Genomic DNA, 23,271 nt, shown 5'->3' on the forward strand with positions numbered 1-23,271 from the left:
AAATTTTCCTTAATTTAGAAAAAGCGTCGTCGAATGAAGTCTATCCAATTTAAAATTTATGCTTTGTTAGCACTAACAGGCGTATTGGTATTATTTGCCAGTATATTTAGTAGTGCCCAGCAACAACATGAATTAGCAAGAGATACGGTTGAAAGTAACATAAAACTGCTTGCCGATAATTACTTTGATTCTATTAATACCATGATGCTGACAGGCACTATGGCTAATCGTGAAATTCTAAGTACTAAATTAAGAAGCCACCCTAATATTGAAGACGCTCATATCATACGTAGTCCAATCGTTAATAAAATTTATGGGCCTGGAAATGCCAACCAAGTTGTGACTAACGATGCTGAGCGAAAAGCACTAACAGGCACTGAAGCACTATTTATTGATAATCAAAAAAGTACGATGACTTATCTAAAGCCTATGTTTGCTCGCAGTGATTATAAAGGAACAAACTGCTTAGGCTGCCATCAAGCACAAGAAGGCGATGTGTTAGGTGTAGTAAAAATTAGTTATTCGTTGGCTGATATTGAGCAAGAAGTATCGCAAAACACCTTAATGAACACGCTACTATTAGCGGCTATTTTCATTTCGGCTTTCTCACTACTAGCAGTGATGTTTAGAAAAATTTTCATCAAACGCTTAAAAGTCATTAGCCATACCATGCACTTGGCAACCACCAATAAAGATTTAAGCCTCACGGTAGATGACAGTAATAATGACGAGCTTAGCTCTCTTGCCACCAGCTTTAATCACATGATTGGTGCGTTTAAAGATAATATTGCTCAAGTTTCTCATTCTTCTAAGGTATTGATCCACTCTGCCGAAAGCATTTATGCCTCAGCGGATGCAACCGAGCAAGCGATCTTAAAGCAAAAGCAAGGGACAGATTCGGTCGCTGCCGCCATCAATGAACTAGAAAGCTCATCAAGCGAAGTTAAAAACACCACCCATTTTGCATCTGAAAAGTCAGAGCACAGTAATCAACTTGCACAACAAAGCTTACATGTTGCTGAGCACACTGAGCAAAGTATTAATCAACTTGCGGCAGATGTTAGAGCAGCTGCCGAGCAAGTAAGTCAACTGCAAACCCAAACGTTAGATGTTGGTAAAGTACTCGAGGTGATCAGTAGCATTGCCGAACAAACAAACTTACTTGCACTTAATGCTGCGATTGAGGCGGCTCGTGCTGGTGAAGCTGGCCGAGGCTTTGCTGTGGTAGCCGATGAAGTACGTACTTTAGCGACCCGCACCCATGACTCAACCGACGAAATTCGCCGCACTATCGACAAGCTACAAAGTGAAGCGGCACAAACCGTTAATACGATGAATAATTCTTGCGAAGAAGCAGACGAAAGAGCTGTGCAAGTTAAGCAAGTAGCTAAAGCATTACGTGATATTTCTTCACAAATGAGTGAGATAAACCAACTTAACGTGCAAATTGCTGATGCCACTGAACAGCAAAACCTCGCGGCTGAAGAAATTAACCAAAGCGTTATCGCGATTAGTGACAATGCCGAGCACTCATTAGTCGACGCCCATGAAAACCAAAAAGTCAGTGAAGAGCTGTTGTCGTTAGCTCGTTCACTTGATGAGCAAGTAAGACGCTTTAAATTAAGCTAAATTGCGCGCTTTTCGTGCAACTGCTAGAGTTGTTATATGTATTTCATAGTAAATAAGGATGTTTAAATGAAATTTTTAACAACTCTTTTAGTCTGTATTGGGATTATTGCAGCGTTACTATTTACCTATCAACACAGCGTGAATGAATCTGCGGATCAAATAAGCACTGTTAATGAATATATACATCGTGATGATATTCAGCAGATTGCTCAATCTCTTCTCAGCCAAGATAAAACCTCACAAAGCGATAAGTATGAACAAAGTATTGTTGGTGGTTTTGATAAGCTTATTCAGCACCCTGAATATTTTGAGGTGAAACTTGATTTCTATGCCTGTGATATCAGTCAATGCTTAACACAGGTTAGCGCACCTATTGATACAACACCTGATAAGCTAAAAATATTAAAAGCAGAAGTGCTATTTAGTGTCTTGGCAGAGCTGCCTAGCAGTGACAGTGTTGCCACCCTCGTAGAGGGTGACAACGCAATGTTGGTTCGAGTGTTTTCAATACTTGATTAAAGCTGCCATTGACGTGCAACTAAATCAGATTCTTTGCTATTTAACCAATCTTGCGGGCGTAAATAGTACTGATACAACTTAGCCTCAGGGCTATCTGCAGCAGGTACATAGTTATATTCCCAACGAGCTAATGGTGGCATCGACATCAAAATTGATTCAGTACGTCCACCTGTTTGTAAGCCAAATAATGTGCCGCGGTCCCAAACAAGATTAAACTCAACATAACGACCACGACGATACAATTGAAAGTCGCGTTGCTGTTCGGTTGTTGGCGTGTCTTTACGGCGCTCAATTATAGGAAGGTAAGCATCTAAATAGCCATTTCCTACCGCCTGCATAAAGGCAAAGCTTTGTTCAAAGCCAAGCTCATTTAAATCATCAAAGAATAAGCCACCAACACCACGTGTTTCACTGCGGTGTTTTAGAAAAAAGTAATCATCACACCAGTTTTTATATTTATCGTAAACCTCTGCACCGAATGGCTGACATAAATCGCTAGCCACCTGATGCCAATGTTGTACATCTTCAAAAACAGGGTAATAAGGGGTTAAATCAAAACCACCACCAAACCACCAAATTGGCTCTTCGCCTTCTTTTTCGGCAATGAAAAAACGCACATTGGCATGGCTAGTTGGAATATGTGGATTATTAGGGTGGATCACTAATGACACACCACATGCATGAAAACTACGACCAGCGAGCTCTGGACGATGCGCTGTTGCTGATGCTGGCATTGAAGCACCAAATACATGCGAGTAGTTTACCCCACCCTGTTCGATGACATTACCACCTTGGATAACACGAGTACGGCCACCGCCGCCTTCTGCACGCTGCCAATTATCTTCAACAAATTTTGCTTTGCCGTCAGCATTTTCAAGGCCCTGACAAATTGTATCTTGTAAGGCCATTAAATAGGTTTTAACTTGTTCGAGTAGCTCGCTTTGCATGTTTATCCTCTAAATACTTTACCGGTCGCTGCGTCTTTGATCACACTTGGTTGGCTGTTGCCACCTAACGGCTCATCAACATAAAAATCTACCGTGTCTGAAAATTCGCTTTTCGCTTGTGCGATAGTCATTACCGTTTCTTGACCGGTTAAGTTTGCACTTGTTGACACCAACGGCTTACCAAATTGCTGACACAGGGCTTTTACCGTTGGATGATCAGTAACACGTACCGCAATAGTATCAAACTGGCCTGTTAGCCACTTTGGAGTTTCTTTTGCTGCTGGCATCACCCAAGTGATAGCACCTGGCCATTGTGAAAAGATATCAGCTCGTTTATCCATCGGGATTTTGGCATCATCTACATACTTTAATAACTGGCCATAATTGTCAGCAATTAAAATTAAGCCTTTTTCTACAGGGCGTTGTTTGATGGCTAAAAGCTTTTCAACCGCAGCTTGGTTATCAGGATCGCAACCAAGACCAAAAACAGCTTCGGTTGGGTAAACGATTACACCGCCTTGCTGCAAAGCGTCAATTGCATTGGCTGGTTGTGCAACAGGATCAGACAAAGAAACTCTCCTAAATAAACAAATTACAAGTGCATTAAGATTCGACTAACTTATGCATACACGACTTCTGCGGGCATTGTAACACAACACCTGAGGCAGTTTTCTTTTCGGTCATAATTGGCCACTGGCAGGCCGGGCACTCGGTCGGCACAGGTTTGTGGTTAAGGGTATATTTACAGCGCGGATAGCCATCACAAGAATAAAAGGTTTTGCCAAACTTATTACTACGCGCAACCAACTGGCCTTTTTTGCATTTAGGACAAGCAGGTAATTGAGGGGCATCGTCAGGCTCTTCATCATGAGCAATATAGTGGCACTCAGGATAGCCAGTACACCCAATAAACATACCGTAGCGGCCATTTTTAATTACTAATGGCTTACCACACTCTGGGCAGGCACTGTCTTCGAGTACTTTTATTTGTTGGCTATCGTGATGAGCTAATGGGCGGATAAAGTCACACTTTGGGTAACTGGCACAGCCTAAGAACGGCCCTGACTTTGAGTTGCGCATAACCAATTCAGAACCGCATTTAGGGCAAACCTCATACTCTTTTTCGAGTGCATGTTTATCTGCAGAAAAAAGAGAATGGTCGATTTTACTCATAAGATTCCTGTGGGGTTGGCTAATTTTCGCCTAATATACCCAAACTCAACAAAGATACAAGCAAAGTCTACTTAGTGTAATTCATCAGCTGGCTCGTCAAATATTAAGTCTTCCATTTGTGCGTAAGCTTGCTCTGACCCTGGTACATTAAATAACACCATTAGCACCACCCACTTTAGGTCTTCCAAAGAAATAAATGGTTTATCTAGAGCACAAAGTCTATCTATCACCATTTCGCGAGTTACGGTGTTAATTACACCTATTTGCTCGATAAACATTAAAAAACCGCGACACTCAACACTTAACATTTGGCATTCACTATCAGTGTAAATACGCATAGCATGTTGTGGTTGGGCATTAAGGTACGGGTAGATATCGCTTTGTTGTAAGTCAGCAAGTTGCTCTAGCCAATCAAGGGCTTTGTAGATTTCAGGTTTATTGAAGCCAGCACGAACCAACTCATCGGTAAGTTCGTTCTCTTCAGTAAAGATTTCAGCTTCACTATGGATATAGTTTTCAAAAAGATACATGAGGATGTCAAACATGTTTATGTCCTCCAAGTCTTATATAACCATCTAGTACTCGTTCGATTTTATCTGCGAGCTCTAGGTCGAGTAACCGAGCTTGTACTTCGTCTACAGGTAATTGGCTGCGCTGTGTTATTTGATCAACACTTGTTACCTCATACCCTATACTTTTGAACACTGGGCAGTCGGGTTCATCTGCAATAGGCTGTTCTATACTATATAGACTGTTTTCACAGAAAAAGCTCACTTCATCAAGAATATCAGTAATATTTTCTGTCAATTTAGCGCCTTGCTTAATTAAAAAATGGCTTGCCTCTGAAAGTGGGCTTTTTATTGAACCTGGCACGGCAAACACCTCTTTATTTTGCTCAAGTGCATAGCGTACGGTAACCAATGAGCCACTTTTAATTTGCGCTTCGACAATCAATACTCCTAATGACAATCCAGAGATAATACGGTTTCGGCGCGGGAAATTAGCGGCATTAGCAGCCGTTCCCGGTAAGAACTCAGAAACCAACAAGCCCCGCTCAGCAACCTGTTTAATGAGTAAGCGATGGCGTTTTGGATAAGCTATATCGATACCCGTACCAAGTACGGCAATGGTGTTTCCTGACCCTGCTAATGCGCCTTTATGGGCTGCACCATCAATACCCATAGCCATGCCTGATGTCACCGTCATGCCAACAGCAGAAAGTTGATGGGCAAACTCAGCAGCTACTTCAAGCCCTGTCGGTGTGGCATTACGACTACCGACAATTGCTATTTGCGGTGACAGTAATAGTTCTGTGTTACCTAAACAAAATAATAAGATAGGTGCATTGGCTATTTGCTTGAGTAAGGGCGGATAGCTGCTATCAAAGTAGCTTATGACTTTGATTTTAAGTCTTGCTATTAACTCTTGGTAGTGGGCTACTAACTGCCAGTCAGTATTAACTAAGTTATCTGCTTGGCTTTGTGATAAGCCCAGCTGCTGAAGCTCTAAACTAGATAGCTTAAATAGCTCATCCAGTTGCTGTTTTTGACTTAATGCAATAAGGCTTTTTATTCCAAGCCCTTTACATAAATAAAAGGCAAGCCAATGGGATAGCTTGCCTGAAACCTGTGCCATGCTCCCTCCTTGAGCGCCCAAATTGTGAGTTAGTTTATAACTGCATAATCTCCAACTCGGATCGGGTGCTGATTCTTCACAATCAATGCGTAGCTAACGTTGTCATATACCTTAAACACCATTAACTCACCGACTTTTTCCTTTGGCATGTGCCATACATTGCTGTCTTCATTGCTTTCAATTCCTAACACATCATTTGTATCAGTCATGAATTTCTCAAGACTGTTAGAATCTTCGCGGTAACGCGGACCATTGCGGCCGTCATACACTTCAGGTGATTGACGCTGAATATCAAGTACAAAACCTGGTTTCACTTGGTCGGAACCTAAGTTTAGTACAACAATGTCCATGGTACTAAATTCACGCATTTCATTAGCTGCGGCGATAATAGTGCCATCTAAAGTAGCTTCAGGGCGTTTCATAGTGAAATAGGCTGGCAACATTTGCCCTTCCATCGCCGGCATTAAAAAGTCATGCGGCTTAATTTCTTGTTTTACCAGTTCAACTTTAACTGAGGCAGGTACGCCGTTTTCTACGTCACCGCTTCTAAATGCGCGAACAATCGCCACTAATTCCGCTTTATTCGCTAGTACTTCATTGGTATTTGGATCAACAAGATCATTGCCTTTACGGTATACGCCATAAGCTTCGTTAAGTGTTAAGTCACCTTTAACGTAAAGCGTATGGCCCATAGTATTCATTTTGGTATTAACACTGGCACCCAAAATATATGGTTTTTGTGCAATAACATCGGCGCTAATCGCTTGCTCATAACTCAAATATGGGCGCAGCAACTCCAAAGGCAACGTCGGCACTGCTTGCTTGCCTTTTGGTGTAATTCGCCCTTCTGGAGAGAGTTTTTTATAACGCGCATTTTTAACTAAACGAGGATTTCCGTCTTTATCGTAAATTAAAGTGAGCGCATCACCCGGGTATATTAAATGCGGATTCGCAATTTGCGGGTTCATTTGCCATAAATCAGGCCATTGCCAAGGTTCATCAAGATACACGCCCGAGATATCCCAAAGCGTATCGCCTTTTTTGACAACATATTGTTTTGGTGCATCTTTTTTAATTGTTAAAACATCAGCAGCTACCGGAAAAGCACAGCTAATGGCTAACAAAGCCGCAACTAGTGGGTATCTCATTTGGCTTCCTTGAGTTGTTTTTAGATTATTATCGACCAAAACCTGTTAAAGGTGAACACGAATGGCTAAAATAAGAGCATACAATACCCTAAATGAATCACAAGTGTAAAAGGTAACTATGGCTAGGTTAGAAGTTTTGAGATTTCCGGATGAGCGTTTACGTACAATCGCGAAAGAAGTACCAGAAGTAAACGATGAAGTTCGTCAAATCGTCAAAGACATGCTTGAAACTATGTATGACGAAAACGGTATCGGCTTAGCAGCGACGCAAGTAGATATCCACCAGCGAATTGTGGTGATCGACGTATCTGAAGAGCGCGACCAACCGTTAGTGTTAATCAACCCAGAAATCACCAAAAAAGATGGTTCAACTGTGAGTGAAGAAGGCTGTTTATCTGTTCCTTACTCATACGCAAAAGTTGACCGCGCAGAAACAGTTACTGTTAAAGCGCTTAATGAAAACGGTGAAGAATTCAGCCTTGACGCTGACGAGCTATTAGCAATTTGTATTCAGCATGAGCTTGATCACCTTAAAGGCACCCTATTTATTGATTATCTATCGCCTTTAAAGCGCCAACGTATCCGTAAAAAGCTTGAGAAAGAAGCTAAGCTGGCTGCTAAATCATAAGTTAATCAATAGGAATATCTGTGACACAACCATTACGCATTATTTTTGCTGGTACGCCGGATTTCGCTGCGCGCCATTTACAAGCACTGATTAACTCAGAGCACGAAGTTGTTGGTGTATATAGCCAACCAGATCGCCCAGCGGGCCGAGGTAAAAAGCTAAAAGCCAGTGAAGTTAAAGAACTGGCACTTGCTCATGATTTACCTGTATTTCAACCGCAATCACTAAAATCAGATGAAGCGCTTGCAGAGCTTACCAGCCTGAACGCCGATATTATGATTGTGGTAGCGTACGGCTTACTGTTACCAAAAGCAATTTTAGATGCACCGCGCTTAGGCTGCTTAAACGTGCATGGCTCTATTTTACCGCGCTGGCGTGGTGCTGCACCGATCCAACGTGCTATTTGGGCTGGTGACAATGAAACCGGTGTAACAATAATGCAAATGGATGAAGGCTTAGATACCGGCGATATGCTGCATATCAGCCGTTGCCCGATTGATAGCACAGAAACCAGTAGCTCTTTATACGATAAATTAGCTGCACTTGGTCCTGATGCACTGATCAGTACAATCAATCGTCTTGCTGCAGGTGAAATCACCCCAGAAAGGCAAGATGACGCACAAGCAAATTACGCCAAGAAGCTATCAAAAGACGAAGCCAATATTGATTGGTCAATGGATGCTGCGCAAATTGAGCGTAATATCCGTGCCTTTAATCCATGGCCTGTTTGCTTTACTGAAATGGCAGGACAAACGGTAAAAATTTGGCAAGCCGAAGTTGTATCGCAAACTGCACAAGCCGGTAAAATCATTGCTGCTGATAAGCAAGGTATTACCGTTGGCTGTGGGCAAGATGCACTTAAAATCACCCTTCTTCAACCACAAGGTAAAAAACCAATGGCTGTTACTGACTTTTTAAATGGTCGCAGTGATTGGGTTGAACCTGGCTCAGTATTAGGTCAAAGCAATGAGTAATGTAAGAGCACTTGCTGCTGAAACCCTCTATAACGTGGTCGATAAAGGTGCATCGCTAAATCAAGAACTACCTTTTGCAAGCCAAGGATTATCGCCGAAAGATAAAGCCCTACTACAACAAATTTGCTACGGTGTGCTGCGCTATTTACCTAGCCTAGAAAATTATTGTCAGCAACTTTTAGATCAACCACTAAAAGGTAAGCGCCGTATTTTCCAGTTCTTGTTGTATGTGGGTATTTACCAACTTCAACACATGCGTGTACCGCCTCATGCAGCAATCAGCGAAACGGTTAATGCGCTTCAGCAAATGCGCGCACTGGGTTTAAAAGGCCTGATTAACGCTATTTTACGCAGTTTCCAACGTGAACAAGTTGAGCTTGAAGAAAAAGCAAAGCAAATTCCTGTTTGCAAATTTAACCACCCAGGTTGGTTTATCAAACAAGTTACTGCAGCTTACCCTGATAACTGGCAAGAAATTCTTGAAGCGAATCAGCTACAAGCACCTATGTGGTTACGTGTAAACCAAGCGCAATACAGCACCCAAGAATACAGCGAAATGCTTAAAGCAAATGATATTGAGCATACCCTTAATGCTGATTTTCCTGATGGTATTAAACTAGCTAAACCATGTGATGTATACGCATTACCAGAATTTGATACCGGAGCCTGCTCAGTTCAAGATGCAGCGGCACAATTAGCTGCACGCTTTTTAGATCCTCAAAATGATGATGTCATTTTAGATGCGTGTGCAGCGCCAGGTGGTAAAACGTGCCATATCCTAGAGCTTGCTGACGCCGACGTATTAGCACTTGATAGCGACAGCGAGCGCCTAGAACGCGTTAAACAAAACTTAGTGCGTATTGGTTTAGCTGCCGATTTACAATGTGCCGATGCTTCACAACCGCATATCTGGTGGGATGAGCAGCAATTTGACCGTATTTTGCTTGATGTGCCTTGTTCAGCAACAGGCGTAATCCGTCGTCACCCTGACATTAAATGGTTACGTCGTGCATCTGATATTGAAGATCTGGCTAATTTACAAGGCGATATCTTAAATAGCATCTGGCCTCTACTTAAGCCTGGTGGTACGTTAGTTTATGCGACCTGCTCTGTATTACCGCAAGAGAACCAACAACAAGTTGCCAAGTTCCTTGCCAATAATCCAAGTGCTGAACACATACCTTTGCATGAAAACGACACCCCTACTTTACCTGGCCTGCAATTATTGCCTGGTGAAAGTGACGGTTTCTATTATGCAAAGCTAGTTAAAAAACACTAATAAGAACAAGCTATGAAAATAATCATACTCGGTGCCGGACAAGTTGGTGGCACACTGGCAGAAAACCTCGTTGGTGAGCAAAATGAGATCACCGTTGTCGATATCGACGGTAACCGTTTGCGAGAGCTACAAGATAAGTACGACTTACAAGGTGTTACTGGCCACAGTGCGCATCCCGATGTATTGCGTCGCGCAGGCGCAGAAGACGCCGATATGATTATTGCCGTAACCAGTTCAGATGAAGTGAACATGGTTGCTTGCCAAGTTGCTTATAGTATTTTTAACACGCCAACCAAAATTGCCCGTATTCGCTCAGAGCAATACTTAAAGTACCGTGAAAAGCTATTTCATAACGACGACTTACCTGTTGACCACTACATTGCTCCTGAAGCGCTGGTAACTAAGTATATTCGTCGCTTAATCGACTATCCGGGGGCTTTGCAGGTATTACAATTTGCCGATGGCATGTTATCGCTGGTTGCGGTGAAAGCCTATTACGGTGGTTTGCTGGTGGGTTATGCACTTTCAGCCTTGAAAGAACACATTCCGAATGTCGAAACCCGCGTAGCGGCTATTTATCGTCAAGGTAAAGCGATTAAACCGCTTGGCACAACCGTTATCGAAGCGGACGATGAAGTGTTCTTTATCGCTGCAACAAAGCATATTCGAGCAGTCATGAATGAGCTTCAAAAGCTCGAACGTTCATACAAAAAGATCATGATTGCTGGTGGTGGTAATATCGGTGCGGGCCTTGCGCGTTCACTTGAGAAAAACCACAGCGTGAAGCTGCTTGAGCGCAATAAAGAGCGCGCAGCACAGCTCTCAGAAATGCTTGATAACACCGTAGTGTTCTGTGGCGATGCCTCTGATCAAGAACTGTTATCTGAAGAACATATTGAACAAGTGGATGTGTTCATCGCGGTTACTAACGACGATGAAGCAAACATTATGTCTGCGATGCTGGCAAAGCGTATGGGCGCACAAAAAACCATGGTGCTTATTCAACGTGGCGCTTATGTTGACCTAGTACAAGGCGGTGAGATTGATATTGCTATTTCGCCTCAACAAGCCACTATCTCGGCGCTGTTAACACACGTTCGCCGTGGTGACATCGTTAATGTTTATTCGTTACGTAAAGGCGCAGCAGAAGCCATTGAGGCTGTCGCTCATGGTGATGAGCATACTTCTAAAGTTGTTGGCCGAGCAATTGCTGATATCAAACTACCAGCCGGAACAACCATTGGTGCAATTGTGCGTAACGATGATGTACTGATTGCCCATGACGATACAGTTATTCAGTCGGGTGACCATGTAATCATGTTCTTGATTGATAAAAAGCACATTACGGTTGTTGAAAAGCTGTTCCAAGTAAGCGCTATCTTCTTGTAAAAGCTTATAAACGAAAAAAGCAGCCATGACAGCTGCTTTACGACTCTTGAAGTGAAAGTACCTAACTTTTCTAAAAGATTCTATTGAATTTGAGCGAACTCTTCTTTTGAAAGTTCGCCATTACCATCACTATCTAGCTCTGGAAATAACTTTTCAAGCTGCATATTTGCAGACGCTTCCTCTTTGCTGATCACACCATCACCGTCGGTATCGAATGTTGAAAAGCTTACGCCTTGTGCAAAGGCTGCTGATGATGTTGCTAGTGCTAAAATTGCGATTGTTGTGCTTAACTGTTTCATAATAACTACCTTAAATTTGAAAAGAGTGAAATCCGTTTCTGAGATCCCTGTTTAGTGGAAATTGGTATAACTACGTATTAATTCAGTTATTCGGCTTCAGAGAACTCTGCTTCAGTAAGAACGCCGTCGCCATTCACGTCTAATTCTTTAAACTGCGACATAATTTTTGCGTCAACGGCTGCTTCACTTTTGCTAACCACGCCGTTACCGTCTACGTCTAGAGTGTCAAAATCAGTTGCTGCAAAAGCTGCTGAAGAAGATGCAAGTGCGATTAAAGCTAATGTTTTGTTTACTGTTTTCATAATCATATTCCTTCAATTTTAAGAGTGTTAGCTGATCACACTTCCAGTGTTGTCCTTTGTCATGGATTCCCTTATCCATTTAGGCTGTCTTTGGCAGCTCAGAACTAATCAGCTAAATAAACTGGTTTTGCTTAATCACATTAAGCTTTTGAAAATTCTTGTTTCGATAATTCACCGTTACCGTCAGTGTCTAATTCACTGAATTTGCTCATTAGCTCTGCATCTACCGATGCTTCGCTTTGGCTGATAACACCATTGCCATCAACATCTAGAGTATCGAAATCACTCATCGCAAATGCTGCTGATGAAGATACAAGTGCCATAAGTGCTAGTGTTTTATTTACTGTGTTCATAATGTCATTCCTTCAAAATGTGTTGTCTTGAGTTAGAAGTCCTTTTCAGTGTGTCCTTACAATGAAATTAAGCTTTTGAGTACTCTTGTTTAGACAGCTCACCGTTGCCGTCTGTATCAAGCTCTTTAAATTGGCTCATTAACGTTTCGCTTACTGATGCTTCGCTTTTGCTGATAGCGCCATCGCCATTAACATCCAGTGTGTCAAAGTCAGCGGCAAACGCTGCTGATGAAGTTGCAAGAGCTACAAGTGCTAAAGTTTTGTGTAACGTTTTCATAATCACTATTCCTTCAATGTTGTCTCAACTGTGATAAAGGATATGTTCCTGAATCAGTTTTTCTCTGTGTTCGCTAAGACTATTTCAACTTCGATGCCAAAGTTAAAAAGAATAATAAAATCAACACATTAAATCATAATATCGAGAATTAGGGGGAAATAACGCTATTTGTTTGTTGCTGTTTTGCAACAAGCTCGGTGGTTGGTTTTTTGTCACCTTTAAGATCAATAAGTTACAAAGATTAAAATGGAGACAATCGCGATTAACTCGGATTAGAAAACAGAAAAATTAGAAATTTGAAAATAAACTCTATCTGAACAACAAAACTTGAAGAAAAAAATCGAAATTAATTTAATTGATAAAACATTGATTTAATTAGTTATTTAAATTTATTTATAAATTAATTTTAATATTTATAGGGTTAAATCGGGGAAAATAGCCATTTTGTTGCAAAATGGCGAATTGGTATTAGATATCCAACACAGAAAGGTCAATTAAGTGCTCTTTCATAAACGCTTTCATTTCATCTTCACTCGTATCAAGCTGTACACCGAACATAAAACCGCCTGCTCTTTTGCGCACGCTACATACTGTGCCATTAAACTCACGTTTACTAAGTGTGATTTGGCAGCTTTGCCCTTTAAAAGCGCTTAAGTCCTCCTTGCTATTAAGATCAAACTGCACGCCTGTGAGTGAAATATCTTTAATAAGCCCTGCCAGTTTTTGCTCTGCAATGACTAAGTTTGCAGGGAATAACGTAGGAATACGTGCTTCACTACGTAAGCTATAAAGCTGCACTTGCTTAGGAAACTCGAGAAAAATTAAACGGTGAGGATGGGATGCCAAGGCGCTTATTTGCTGACGAAAAGCAATTACTTGCCCACCACCCGTTTCAAGTACCGCGCGTATAACGACCATCACCCCATCTTTGATGAAATCACTACCATTTGCTAAACGCTTTGCTGATGGGTAATTGATAATGATGTACTGATCATTCATCAAACCAATAAATTCTGTTTTTACGCGTTTACTGTCGGTTGGTGTAGTAATTTCAACATCTACCAAACTACCCGCAGGGATACAGGTTAGCTTTTCAAGATTACGTTGTTTTTGAGTTTTTGGCACAGTAATGCCTCCACTTCTAGATAATCACCTTACTTTGGTTAGCCTCGCCAGAAGGTTGGCGTAAATAACACTAATAAGGTGAATATTTCTAAACGACCAAATACCATTGCAATAGTAAGTAGCCATTTTGCCGTATCAGAAATCGCTCCGTAATGAGCAGCGACTTCACCTAAACCTGGGCCTAAGTTATTTAAGCAAGCAGCTGTTGCTGAGAATGCACTGATGTTATCCATGCCGGTGCCCATCAGCGCCAACATAATAATGACAAACACCAAAGCATACGCAGAGAAAAAGCCCCAAACAGCTTCTACAACTTTATCTGGGAGTGCTTTTCGGCCTAATTTAATTGAATAAATAGCCCTTGGATGCACAAGACGATTGAGCTCACGAATACCTTGTAAATAAAGTAAGAACACCCGCACGACCTTCATACCACCACCGGTAGAGCCGGCACAGCCGCCAATAAAACTTGAGAAAATAAGTAAAATAGGTAAGAACAGCGGCCATGCTGAGAAGTTGTCTGTCGCAAAGCCCGCGGTAGTACTCATTGATACCGCTTGGAACATAGCTTGATCGAGAGTCTCATCACCATCAGCATAAATATTATTTGAAGACAGTACAGTAAAACAGACAATGACCAATGCTAATTGAATCAATAAGAACACTTTAAATTCAGGGTCGCGTAAATAAACACGAATATTGCGTGAAGCTACCGCCGCATAATGCAGCGAGAAGTTAATGGCTGCGATCAGCAAAAACACTACGCAAATAAAGTTAATTAATGGGCTATCAAACTGCCCCATTGATGCATCGTAGGTAGAGAAGCCGCCTATCGCAATCGTAGAGAACGCATGACAGATTGCATCAAACCAATCCATTCCTGCAGCCCAATAAGCAAGCGTACAGGCTATCGTCAGCGATACATAGATATACCAAAGATGCTTTGCGGTATCGGCAATACGCGGTGTCATTTTTGAGTCTTTAACCGGACCTGGTGTTTCTGCACGGTATAGCTGCATACCACCGACCCCTAGCATAGGCAGTACCGCGACTGCTAGTACGATGATCCCCATACCACCTAGCCATTGCAGTTGCTGGCGATAAAAGAGGACTGATTTAGGTAGGTATTCTATGCCCGTAAGTACGGTAGCCCCTGTGGTTGTCAGCCCTGAAAAGGCCTCAAATACGGAGTCAGCTAAGGAAAGATTAGGCTCTTGTAAGAACACTAAAGGCACCGCAGCGAAGGTACCTAGTACCAACCAGAACAAGACTACAATCAAGAAGCCTTCACGGGCTTTAAGATCACCATGCTCATGACGGTTTGGATAATAAGCTGCTAAACCAATAACAACACTAAAAATGAAAGCGAGAACGAATGGCACACCACCACCGTCTTTGTAGATCAAAGACACCAGTGCCGGTGGCACCATAGTGATACTAAATAACGCCACCAGCTGGCCGAGAATTTTTATTATGGTACGAAATTGCATCTAGGCGTATCGCTTTCTTATTAAATGTTTAGCTAATACAGTTTATTGTCTTACAGCCTTAATTGTAAGTAAACGGAATGTATTATTTTTACATTTCAAATTTTTCTGACTTTTAGGCTAACTCCGCCATGAGTCAATTCATGGATATCATCAATCGCTTGCTCTGCCTGACGGCTATCGATTTCAATTTGCCATGTGATGTTCTCTGCAAATTGTTTTTCGATATTAAGCACCTGATACTGATTTTTTAATAACTGCTCAATTGCACCTTGTACGCTGTAATCACTTTGGCCAACCAGCTCAACACTCGGTACCTTGGTAATGGTTTTAAGCTCTCGCATGGCATTATTTAAACTACCGCCATAGGCGCGAACTAGCCCACCTGTACCAAGCTTGATGCCCCCGAAATAACGGGTTACCACCGCTGTAATTTCACCAATACCAGAGCCTGTTAATACATTAAGCATTGGCTTACCTGCTGTACCATTGGGCTCACCATCATCAGAAAAGCCATACACATGACTACCACCGGGGTTACCCGCAACATGTGCCCAGCAATTATGACGAGCATCGCTGTATTTATCTTGAATTTCTTTGATAAAGGCTTTTGCTGACGCAAGATCTGGGGTGTGGGCAATATGCACAATAAAGGTGCTTTTTTTGATTTCTTCTTGGTAAAAAACCGGCTCAGCCGGATATTGGTATTCAGACATAATTGCTTATCTAAAAAAATGGGGCCTATTGGCCCCGATATTCACTAACCTTTATCGTTAATCTAAGTGTAGATCACGAGTCATGTTTTCTAGGCTATCTTCATGAACGATAATATTATCTTCAATACGGATACCGCCAAATGGCTTAAACTCTTCAACTTTTTCCCAGTTAATAAACTGTTTGTTGTCAGTTTGCGCAAGGTCACCTAATAACGAGTCGATAAAGTATAAACCAGGTTCAATAGTAAATACTTGGTTCTTTTCGATTAAGCGAGTGCAACGTAGGAACGGATGACCTTCAGGTGGTGCTTGGTGCGCACCTGTATCATCAGCCATGAAGCCACCCATATCGTGAACTTGTAAACCAAGGTGATGACCAAGACCATGCGGGAAGAACGTCGACGTAATACCACGCTCAACAATTTCAGCGGCTGGTAACTTCACAATATTAAAGTCGCTTAGTACTTGCGCTACACGCTGGTGACAATCTAAATGCAATTCACCGTATAACAAGCCAGGTTTTAATGCTTTACCTAAAGCGATTTGATGCTCAGTCATTACTTTAATTAAATCGCTAAACTCACCTGACTTTTTAAAATCATAAGTACGTGTGATATCAGCAGCATAACCATTAAAGTTTGCACCTGCGTCAATAAGGAAAGAGTGATGCGTTTGCGGCGCTTTAGGTTCAAAATGCGTGTAATGTAAAATTGCACAGTTCTCATTTAGTGCAACGATATTGCCGTAAGGCATCTCGTTTTCACTCTGGCGGGTAGCCATAAGGTAAGCTTGCTGAATATCAAACTCTGAACCACCAGCAAAAAACGTATCACGTGCTGCTTTGTGGCCATCTACCGCGATACGGTTAGCTTGGCGTAAACACTCAAGCTCGTACTGTGTTTTATAAGCACGATGAAAATGAAGGTAGTTCATAACTGGCTCTGGGTTCATAATACTAAAGCCCAGCGCTTGCGCTACTTCTAGGTATTCACCGATATAGGCATATTTAGCTTTATCATAAGGAAGCAGTTTTTCTACCTGATCTGGCTGTACTAATAATTCAATATCAAAATACTCAGCCCAAAAATCACGTGGTTCGTCAGGTACTTTATGCCAAAAGTCGACAGGACGATAAAAAATCAGTTTCGGCTTAGATGCACCATCAACCACAATCCAACAATGTGGGTTGTCGATCACTGGTAACCAAGCTTTAAATTGCGGATTCACCTTAAACGGATAATACATGTCATCTAAAAACTGACGTTTAGCCTGACCTGAGTGAATTACTAACCCTTCTAAACCTTCACGCTCTGTAATTGTTCGAGTGCGTTGTTGCAAGGTTGCAATATGTTCGGCATATAACACCGCTAATTTATCCATAGTAAACCCATCTTTAGTAAATTTAACTTGTTAGCAGTCTATCATAGCCAGCACCATCCCCCAACTGAGGGAGGATAGTGTGACAAATCGAGTTTAACCACCCATCGACATATCAAGAATTGGCGCTAGAACATTGCCATCGCGTCCTAATCGTGTGTGATAAACCTGCCTGTAAGCAAATACATTCTTAACGTAGTTTCGTGTTTCTGTATAAGGAATTAACTCAATCCACAGTTCAGCTGGCATAGCTTGCTCTGGGATCCAACGTTTAATACGATGATAACCCGCATTATAAGAAGCCGTTGCAAGGATTTCGTTGCCGTGGTTTTTCTTTTTCAAATACTGCAAATACTCACTACCAAGGCGAATATTAGTACGAGGCTGGTATAACTGCTTTCGTGATACAGAGCTTTTATTCATATACTTAGCAGTGCTTGGTAACAACTGCATCAAACCATGGGCATTGGCATGAGAACGTGCATCGGGCGCAAAAGAACTTTCACGACGTGAAATTGCAATGCTCCAAGCAACATCAATATGGCTGCGACTGCTATATGTTGCAAATACATCTTTGAACGCAAATGGGAAACGTAAGTCGACATAGTCCCACTCTTTTAACTGCGCCAAAGTGTAGATAGTACTGTCGTACCAATCAAGTTCAGCAGCAAGCAAAGACGCGGCGAGCTTTTCTTCTTTGGTTGATGTACCCGTTAAATAATTCCACTCACGACGCGCAGATGTAAAGCGCTCAAGCTCATATAAAGCACGAGCTCGCTTAAAGCCTGGAGCATTCGCCACTTCAAGCTTTAGCTTATTACTAATATTTATCTCTTTATTATTTAAGCTAACCGGAATACCTAAGCGTGCAGATGCTAAAAAGCCGTAATAATCACGCTCTTTAGCTACTGTTTGCCAGATTTCACGAGCACGCTCGACTTCACCACGTTGGTTTAAGCTATATGCTAACCAATATTGTTGACCTAGGCTCAGGTTTTCTTTGCCTGTAAAAAACGCCACAATGCCAGACCAATCTTGTCTCTCTAACATATTGCCAAGTTGCCATTGCATTAACTTTCTAGTTTGACGGTCTTTAGGCACTTTATTTAACCAAAAGCGCGCTTGTTGGTGGCCACTTGAAGCAAGCGACAAGGCAAAGCTGTAGTAAACATCCGCTTTTTGCTCGTCTGTATAATCGAACATGGTTTCGAGCTTTTCCCAGGCACGCAGTGCAAGGTCTTTATCTCGCCATACTAGGCGCTTAACTCCATAAATCGCAATCTGCCCTTCTTTAGCTGATTTTTTCTTGTAGCGATAAAGGCCCGCTGAAGCACTCGGATCTTTGCGTACCTTTAGATATAAATCAGCTAAATATTGGTCAGCACGAGGCAGTAGTGTTTTTAAGTATGGGATTAAACTTGATGAGCCCCCTTCGGCAGCCAAGCTAATGCGCTGCCAAACCCGCTCTTCGGTCTGGTAACCTTTTTTCTTCCAAAGAGAGAACAACTTATCGCACTCTTTTGGTTGTGATTTTCCTACCACCCATAAATCAGTAACTTGATTCATGATGGCTTTTTCAGGCGCACCTAAGTCCAATTGAAAACTTAAATAAGGACAGGTCAATTCGTTATTGCTTGTTTCGCGATAGTTACGAATATAAGCCGCTTTTTTGTTGTACTTTTTTAAGTAATTTAGCCATGCCTTACGTACAGGCCACTCTAGTGGCGTGTTTTGGTAAACATTGAGGTAGTTTTCGATTTCTGTCTGGTGTTTTAAGCTCGGATTACGTTGCCAATAAGCCTTTTCGACATAAGGCTTCAAAGGGTGATCAAGCCCACTTGCTGCCTCTTTCATGTCTTGATAATCACCGTAACGCGCCTTTTTTTCTGCTTTTAAAAAAGCGTCATGTTTATCGTTGGCTTCAGCTGCAAAAAAAGGAAAAAGTAATGCGGCAGCTGTCCAACCAAGGAGTTGTTTTTTCATGATGACCTTTAACAAAAATTAAAGAATTAATAACAAAAAACTTCTCCTACACCTTAGCACCAAACCAGCTATATTTTAACCAATCGCGATAAAGCGCAGTAAATTTTTCGTTGCATTTTCATTTTAAAGCAAGCACACTGATTGAAATGCAAACTCATCGTACCAGTCTTAGTTAATAAACTAGGGAGAATAATAATGTTATATAAAAGCGATTCATTTGAAGTTGCTTTCATCAAGGACAACATCGCCGAGTTTAAGTTCTGTGCAGACGGCTCAGTAAATAAACTTTCGCAGCAAACCTTGCAAGATTGCGCTTTAGCATTAAAAGAATTGGCAACAAACTCAGATATCAAAGGCATGGTGTTCACCAGCGATAAAGATCATTTCATTATCGGTGCCGACATTTTCGAATTTTTACCTACCTTCACTAAACCTCAAGAAGAACTTGTTGCATGGATCAAAAATGCAACTGACGTTTTTGATGCAATTGAAGATTTACCTTTCCCAACGCTAAGTGCTGTAAACGGCATGGCGCTTGGCGGTGGATGTGAGTGGGCACTTGCTACCGATTACCGCGTTGCTAGCTCTAACGCTAAAATTGGCCTACCTGAAGTTAAACTAGGCATCATGCCTGGTTTTGGTGGTACAGTTCGCCTTCCGCGCCTTATTGGCGCTGATAATGCGATGACATGGATCACTACAGGTAAAGAAAACCGCGCTGCTGATGCCTTAAAAGTAGGTGCTTTTGACGCAGTAGTTAGTGCTGACAAACTTTTAGAGTCAAGTATTGCAACACTTGAGCAAACAATTGCTGGCAAGCTAGATTGGCAAGCAAAACGACAAGTAAAATTACAGCCACTGAAAATGAACCGTGTTGAGCAAGGTATGAGCTTTGCGATGGCTGAAGGCATGGTAATGGGTCAGACAAAAGGTCACTACCCAGCACCTGTTATGGCTGTAAAAACAATCAAAGCTGCAGCAAACTGTGAACGCGCTGAAGCAATGGCGATTGAAAACGCTAACTTTGCTAAATTAGCAGCAACAAGCGAAGCTGCTGCACAAACAGGTATTTTCTTAGCTGACCAATACATTAAAGGTAAAGCGAAGAAGCAAGCTAAACACAGTGAACTTGAGATCAAACAAGCAGCTGTATTAGGCGCAGGTATTATGGGCGGCGGTATTGCATACCAGTCTGCTTATAAAGGCACACCTATTATCATGAAAGACATCAACCAAGATGCACTTGATTTAGGAATGGGCGAAGCATCTAAGCTACTTGGCAAAAAAGTACAACGTGGCCATATGGCGATGGATAAGATGGTTGCTACCTTAGGCAAGATCAAGCCAACGCTAAACGATTCAGACTTACAAAGCGCAGACATCGTTGTTGAAGCCGTAGTTGAAAACCCTAAAGTGAAGCAAGCCGTTCTTGCTGGTCTTGAAAAAGACTTACCAGCGGGCACTATCCTAACTTCAAATACCTCAACAATTCGTATTGACGAGTTAGCATCGGCACTTGAAAAACCAGAAAACTTCTGTGGTATGCACTTCTTTAACCCAGTGCCAAAAATGCCATTAGTAGAAATCATTCGTGGTGAAAAAACATCAGAAGCGACAATTAATGCGGTTGTTGATTACGCATTAAAACTTGGTAAATCACCAATCGTTGTAAACGACTGCCCTGGTTTCTTTGTAAACCGCGTACTATTCCCTTACTTTGCAGGTTTCAGCAAACTTGTTGTTGAAGGTGCTGACTTCACTAAAGTTGATAAAGTGATGGAAAATGTATTTGGTTGGCCAATGGGTCCTGCATATCTTCTTGATGTTGTAGGTATCGATACGGCTTACCACTGTACAGGTGTAATGGCTGACGGTTTCCCTGAGCGTATGGCTCGCCAAGATAAAGACCCAGTTACTGTATTTGCAAACGAAAAACGCTTTGGTCAGAAAAATGGTGCAGGTTTCTACCAGTACGCACCAGACCGTCGTGGTCGCCTGAAAAAAGCAAAAGATGCAACAGCAACTCAGTTACTAAGTGCTATCACTGATGCACCTAAAGATTTCGACAAACAAGAAATCATTGACCGTTGTATGATCCCGATGATCAACGAAGTACTACTTTGTTTACAAGAAGGTATCGTAGCGTCTCCACAAGAAGCTGACATGGCGCTAATTTACGGCATTGGTTTCCCTCCATTTAGAGGCGGTGCATTCCGTTACTTAGATCAAACTGGTTTAGCGAACTTTGTTGCGACAGCAGACAAGTACGCTCATTTAGGTGCGATTTACCAAGTATCAGATGAAACTCGCAAGTGGGCCGAAGAAGGCCGTGTATTCTATAAGGTGGAAGGATAAGAAACATGAATAATCCAGTAATCGTAGATTGTATCCGCACACCAATGGGTCGTTCAAAGAACGGCGTATTCAAAAACAAGCGTGCGGAAGATTTAAGTGCTCACTTAATGAAAGGTTTGTTAGACCGTAACCCAGCCGTTGATCCAGCATCAATTGATGATATTTACTGGGGCTGTGTACAACAAACTTTAGAGCAAGGTTTTAACATTGCTCGTAACGCATCACTACTAGCCGGTATCCCTCACTCAGTACCAGCTGTTACAGTTAACCGTTTATGTGGTTCATCAATGCAAGCATTACACGATGCAGCACGCGCTATTATGACTGGCGCTGGTGATACCTACATCATTGGTGGTGTTGAACACATGGGTCACGTACCTATGACTCACGGTAATGATTTTCACCCAGGTTTATCAACGTCTGTAGCACAAGCTGCTGGCGTAATGGGTTTAACTGCAGAATACCTTGCTACGCTGCACGGCATTAGCCGCGAGCAACAAGACGAATTTGCTTACCGTTCACACCAACGTGCACACGCAGCAACTGTTGAAGGTCGTTTCCGTCGTGAAATCCTGCCAATGGAAGGTCACGATGCAGATGGTTCTTTAATCTTAGTTGAAGACGATGAAGTAATCCGCCCAGAGACAACTGTTGAAGGCTTATCGCAACTACGCCCTGTATTCAATCCAGCATCAGGTAGCGTAACGGCAGGTACTTCTTCTGCACTTTCTGACGGCGCGTCAGCAATGCTTGTAATGAGCGAAGAGAAAGCAAAAGAACTTGGTTTACCAATTCGTGCGCGTATTAAATCAATGGCTGTTGCAGGTTGCGATCCATCAATCATGGGTTACGGCCCAGTTCCAGCTTCGCAAAAAGCACTTCAACAAGCAGGTATCACCATCGACGATATCGATGTTGCTGAGCTTAACGAAGCGTTCGCAGCACAATCTCTACCAGTGTTAAAAGACCTCGGTCTGATGGATGTGGTAGATGAGAAAGTTAACCTAAATGGTGGTGCAATTGCACTTGGTCACCCACTTGGTTGTTCTGGTTCACGTATTAGCACAACGCTTGTTCATCTAATGGAAGACAAGAACGCTAAATACGGTCTAGCAACTATGTGTATTGGTTTAGGCCAAGGTATTGCAACTGTATTTGAGCGCGTAGAATAACGAGCTCACACCAAACATCTTGGTGATAAAAAGGCGCACTGACTTGCTCAGTGCGCCTTTTTTATTTGCTTTGCTTTCGGTTATTGAAACTGGCGGCAATAGAAAGTTAAAATAGCTGCTTATTAATCGTCTCTTTCACCTAAAAGGTCAGCCATGAGTTTTGATAATCCCGATCACCAATTAGATGCACTTGGCCTACGTTGTCCAGAACCTGTTATGATGGTGCGTGGCGCAGTACGTAAAATGAAAGATGGCGAAACATTACTTATCATCGCCGATGACCCATCAACCACCCGCGATATCCCAAGCTTTTGTACTTTTATGGATCACACACTTGTGGCTAAAGATGTAGAACAAGCACCCTATCGATACTTGGTGAAGAAAGGGTTGTAACAACGAGTTTCGAGTTTCGAGTTTCGAGTTTCGAGTTTCGAGTTTCGAGTTTCGAGTTTCGAGTTTCGAGTTTCGAGTTTCGAGTTTCGAGTTTCGAGTTTCGAGTTTCGA

At 42.1% G+C, this 23,271-nt stretch carries 24 protein-coding genes; 9 read left to right on the top strand and 15 right to left on the bottom strand.

The genetic code is table 11. The features are described from left to right. The first annotated feature begins 33 nt into the window (after positions 1–33). Entirely contained in the window at positions 34–1,629 is a 1,596-nt protein-coding gene (locus AADY36_RS16565; RefSeq protein WP_239962544.1) for a methyl-accepting chemotaxis protein, read from the top strand. A 66-nt stretch (positions 1,630–1,695) separates the two neighbouring features. After that, a complete protein-coding gene (locus AADY36_RS16570; RefSeq protein ID WP_239962546.1) occupies positions 1,696–2,148 on the top strand; it encodes a hypothetical protein in 453 nt (150 codons plus the stop codon). Here the strand turns inward: AADY36_RS16570 and hemF are convergent. From hemF to AADY36_RS16600, 6 genes are all read right to left on the bottom strand, one after another. Next, complete coding sequence (gene hemF, locus AADY36_RS16575; protein ID WP_239962548.1) at positions 2,145–3,095, bottom strand: oxygen-dependent coproporphyrinogen oxidase; 951 nt, start codon at positions 3,093–3,095, stop codon at positions 2,145–2,147. The genes AADY36_RS16570 and hemF overlap by 4 nt on opposite strands. A gap of 2 nt (positions 3,096–3,097) precedes the next feature. After that, entirely contained in the window at positions 3,098–3,664 is a 567-nt protein-coding gene (locus AADY36_RS16580; RefSeq protein ID WP_055022182.1) for an L-threonylcarbamoyladenylate synthase, read from the bottom strand. A 34-nt stretch (positions 3,665–3,698) separates the two neighbouring features. After that, complete coding sequence (locus AADY36_RS16585; protein ID WP_054563781.1) at positions 3,699–4,268, bottom strand: DNA topoisomerase family protein; 570 nt, start codon at positions 4,266–4,268, stop codon at positions 3,699–3,701. A gap of 71 nt (positions 4,269–4,339) precedes the next feature. Beyond that, positions 4,340–4,813, bottom strand: a complete 474-nt coding sequence (locus AADY36_RS16590) for a DUF494 family protein (protein WP_342409245.1) — start codon at positions 4,811–4,813, stop codon at positions 4,340–4,342. Beyond that, a complete protein-coding gene (gene dprA, locus AADY36_RS16595; protein WP_054563779.1) occupies positions 4,806–5,903 on the bottom strand; it encodes a DNA-processing protein DprA in 1,098 nt (365 codons plus the stop codon). The genes AADY36_RS16590 and dprA overlap by 8 nt, the downstream gene beginning before the upstream one ends. 29 nt (positions 5,904–5,932) lie before the next feature. Continuing rightward, a complete protein-coding gene (locus AADY36_RS16600; protein ID WP_342409246.1) occupies positions 5,933–7,051 on the bottom strand; it encodes a LysM peptidoglycan-binding domain-containing protein in 1,119 nt (372 codons plus the stop codon). A gap of 118 nt (positions 7,052–7,169) precedes the next feature. Here AADY36_RS16600 and def point away from each other — a divergent pair, with 118 nt between their 5' ends. The 4 genes from def to trkA are packed head-to-tail and all read left to right on the top strand — an operon-like array spanning position 7,170 to position 11,321. Further along, on the top strand, positions 7,170–7,679 hold the full coding sequence (gene def / locus AADY36_RS16605) for a peptide deformylase (RefSeq protein ID WP_054554770.1): 510 nt from the start codon (positions 7,170–7,172) through the stop codon (positions 7,677–7,679). A 20-nt stretch (positions 7,680–7,699) separates the two neighbouring features. After that, entirely contained in the window at positions 7,700–8,653 is a 954-nt protein-coding gene (gene fmt, locus AADY36_RS16610) for a methionyl-tRNA formyltransferase (protein ID WP_342409247.1), read from the top strand. Beyond that, positions 8,646–9,932, top strand: coding sequence for a 16S rRNA (cytosine(967)-C(5))-methyltransferase RsmB (rsmB, locus tag AADY36_RS16615; RefSeq protein ID WP_054563776.1), 1,287 nt, complete (start codon positions 8,646–8,648; stop codon positions 9,930–9,932). Before fmt ends, rsmB begins: the two co-directional genes overlap by 8 nt. A 12-nt stretch (positions 9,933–9,944) precedes the next feature. Further along, a complete protein-coding gene (gene trkA, locus AADY36_RS16620; RefSeq protein ID WP_054563775.1) occupies positions 9,945–11,321 on the top strand; it encodes a Trk system potassium transporter TrkA in 1,377 nt (458 codons plus the stop codon). 80 nt (positions 11,322–11,401) lie between these two features. Here trkA and AADY36_RS16625 read toward each other — a convergent pair whose 3' ends face one another. The 9 genes from AADY36_RS16625 to AADY36_RS16665 all read right to left on the bottom strand — a co-directional run bounded on the left by AADY36_RS16625 (position 11,402) and on the right by AADY36_RS16665 (position 19,240). Further along, positions 11,402–11,620, bottom strand: a complete 219-nt coding sequence (locus AADY36_RS16625; RefSeq protein WP_054563774.1) for an EF-hand domain-containing protein — start codon at positions 11,618–11,620, stop codon at positions 11,402–11,404. An 86-nt stretch (positions 11,621–11,706) separates the two neighbouring features. Next, on the bottom strand, positions 11,707–11,922 hold the full coding sequence (locus tag AADY36_RS16630) for a calmodulin (RefSeq protein WP_342409248.1): 216 nt from the start codon (positions 11,920–11,922) through the stop codon (positions 11,707–11,709). Between the two features lie 140 nt (positions 11,923–12,062). Beyond that, a complete protein-coding gene (locus tag AADY36_RS16635) occupies positions 12,063–12,275 on the bottom strand; it encodes a calmodulin (protein ID WP_054554776.1) in 213 nt (70 codons plus the stop codon). A gap of 67 nt (positions 12,276–12,342) precedes the next feature. Further along, entirely contained in the window at positions 12,343–12,552 is a 210-nt protein-coding gene (locus AADY36_RS16640; protein WP_054563772.1) for a calmodulin, read from the bottom strand. A 468-nt stretch (positions 12,553–13,020) separates the two neighbouring features. Then, positions 13,021–13,677: a flagellar brake protein gene (locus AADY36_RS16645; protein WP_272982726.1), complete on the bottom strand. Its 657-nt coding sequence runs from the start codon at positions 13,675–13,677 to the stop codon at positions 13,021–13,023. 38 nt (positions 13,678–13,715) lie between these two features. Next, entirely contained in the window at positions 13,716–15,167 is a 1,452-nt protein-coding gene (locus AADY36_RS16650) for a TrkH family potassium uptake protein (RefSeq protein ID WP_054563770.1), read from the bottom strand. A 95-nt stretch (positions 15,168–15,262) separates the two neighbouring features. Beyond that, positions 15,263–15,880 carry a YigZ family protein gene (locus AADY36_RS16655; RefSeq protein ID WP_054563769.1) on the bottom strand — a complete coding sequence of 206 codons (618 nt, stop codon included), beginning with the start codon at positions 15,878–15,880 and terminating at the stop codon, positions 15,263–15,265. Positions 15,881–15,937: 57 nt separating this feature from the next. Next, entirely contained in the window at positions 15,938–17,260 is a 1,323-nt protein-coding gene (pepQ, locus tag AADY36_RS16660; protein WP_054563768.1) for a Xaa-Pro dipeptidase, read from the bottom strand. A 93-nt stretch (positions 17,261–17,353) separates the two neighbouring features. After that, a complete protein-coding gene (locus AADY36_RS16665; protein WP_054563767.1) occupies positions 17,354–19,240 on the bottom strand; it encodes a transglycosylase SLT domain-containing protein in 1,887 nt (628 codons plus the stop codon). 195 nt (positions 19,241–19,435) lie between these two features. On the opposite strand from AADY36_RS16665, the gene fadB reads away from it, so the two are divergent. The 3 genes from fadB (at position 19,436) to tusA (ending at position 23,160) form a co-directional block, all read left to right on the top strand. Continuing rightward, positions 19,436–21,595 (top strand): fatty acid oxidation complex subunit alpha FadB, encoded by a 2,160-nt coding sequence (gene fadB / locus AADY36_RS16670; RefSeq protein ID WP_342409249.1) that lies wholly within the window; start codon positions 19,436–19,438, stop codon positions 21,593–21,595. Between the two features lie 5 nt (positions 21,596–21,600). After that, a complete protein-coding gene (gene fadA / locus AADY36_RS16675) occupies positions 21,601–22,767 on the top strand; it encodes an acetyl-CoA C-acyltransferase FadA (protein WP_054563765.1) in 1,167 nt (388 codons plus the stop codon). A 153-nt stretch (positions 22,768–22,920) separates the two neighbouring features. Continuing rightward, entirely contained in the window at positions 22,921–23,160 is a 240-nt protein-coding gene (gene tusA, locus AADY36_RS16680) for a sulfurtransferase TusA (RefSeq protein ID WP_054554785.1), read from the top strand. Positions 23,161–23,271 lie beyond the last annotated feature (111 nt).

It is taken from the genome of Pseudoalteromonas sp. D15MCD-2 (genome assembly GCF_038562745.1).
In the GTDB taxonomy this organism is placed as follows: domain Bacteria; phylum Pseudomonadota; class Gammaproteobacteria; order Enterobacterales; family Alteromonadaceae; genus Pseudoalteromonas.

What these genes read in the sequence shown, in the direction of transcription:
- AADY36_RS16600 (WP_342409246.1), bottom strand. Translation starts at nt 7,051, where the DNA reads ATGAGATACCCACTAGTTGCGGCTTTGTTAGCCATTAGCTGTGCTTTT.
- AADY36_RS16630 (WP_342409248.1), bottom strand. Translation starts at nt 11,922, where the DNA reads ATGAAAACAGTAAACAAAACATTAGCTTTAATCGCACTTGCATCTTCT.
- def (WP_054554770.1), top strand. Translation starts at nt 7,170, where the DNA reads ATGGCTAGGTTAGAAGTTTTGAGATTTCCGGATGAGCGTTTACGTACA.
- fadA (WP_054563765.1), top strand. Translation starts at nt 21,601, where the DNA reads ATGAATAATCCAGTAATCGTAGATTGTATCCGCACACCAATGGGTCGT.
- rsmB (WP_054563776.1), top strand. Translation starts at nt 8,646, where the DNA reads ATGAGTAATGTAAGAGCACTTGCTGCTGAAACCCTCTATAACGTGGTC.
- AADY36_RS16585 (WP_054563781.1), bottom strand. Translation starts at nt 4,268, where the DNA reads ATGAGTAAAATCGACCATTCTCTTTTTTCTGCAGATAAACATGCACTC.
- pepQ (WP_054563768.1), bottom strand. Translation starts at nt 17,260, where the DNA reads ATGGATAAATTAGCGGTGTTATATGCCGAACATATTGCAACCTTGCAA.
- AADY36_RS16570 (WP_239962546.1), top strand. Translation starts at nt 1,696, where the DNA reads ATGAAATTTTTAACAACTCTTTTAGTCTGTATTGGGATTATTGCAGCG.
- AADY36_RS16625 (WP_054563774.1), bottom strand. Translation starts at nt 11,620, where the DNA reads ATGAAACAGTTAAGCACAACAATCGCAATTTTAGCACTAGCAACATCA.
- tusA (WP_054554785.1), top strand. Translation starts at nt 22,921, where the DNA reads ATGAGTTTTGATAATCCCGATCACCAATTAGATGCACTTGGCCTACGT.
- trkA (WP_054563775.1), top strand. Translation starts at nt 9,945, where the DNA reads ATGAAAATAATCATACTCGGTGCCGGACAAGTTGGTGGCACACTGGCA.
- AADY36_RS16665 (WP_054563767.1), bottom strand. Translation starts at nt 19,240, where the DNA reads ATGAAAAAACAACTCCTTGGTTGGACAGCTGCCGCATTACTTTTTCCT.
- AADY36_RS16650 (WP_054563770.1), bottom strand. Translation starts at nt 15,167, where the DNA reads ATGCAATTTCGTACCATAATAAAAATTCTCGGCCAGCTGGTGGCGTTA.
- AADY36_RS16565 (WP_239962544.1), top strand. Translation starts at nt 34, where the DNA reads ATGAAGTCTATCCAATTTAAAATTTATGCTTTGTTAGCACTAACAGGC.
- dprA (WP_054563779.1), bottom strand. Translation starts at nt 5,903, where the DNA reads ATGGCACAGGTTTCAGGCAAGCTATCCCATTGGCTTGCCTTTTATTTA.
- AADY36_RS16590 (WP_342409245.1), bottom strand. Translation starts at nt 4,813, where the DNA reads ATGTTTGACATCCTCATGTATCTTTTTGAAAACTATATCCATAGTGAA.
- AADY36_RS16640 (WP_054563772.1), bottom strand. Translation starts at nt 12,552, where the DNA reads ATGAAAACGTTACACAAAACTTTAGCACTTGTAGCTCTTGCAACTTCA.
- AADY36_RS16635 (WP_054554776.1), bottom strand. Translation starts at nt 12,275, where the DNA reads ATGAACACAGTAAATAAAACACTAGCACTTATGGCACTTGTATCTTCA.
- hemF (WP_239962548.1), bottom strand. Translation starts at nt 3,095, where the DNA reads ATGCAAAGCGAGCTACTCGAACAAGTTAAAACCTATTTAATGGCCTTA.
- AADY36_RS16655 (WP_054563769.1), bottom strand. Translation starts at nt 15,880, where the DNA reads ATGTCTGAATACCAATATCCGGCTGAGCCGGTTTTTTACCAAGAAGAA.
- fadB (WP_342409249.1), top strand. Translation starts at nt 19,436, where the DNA reads ATGTTATATAAAAGCGATTCATTTGAAGTTGCTTTCATCAAGGACAAC.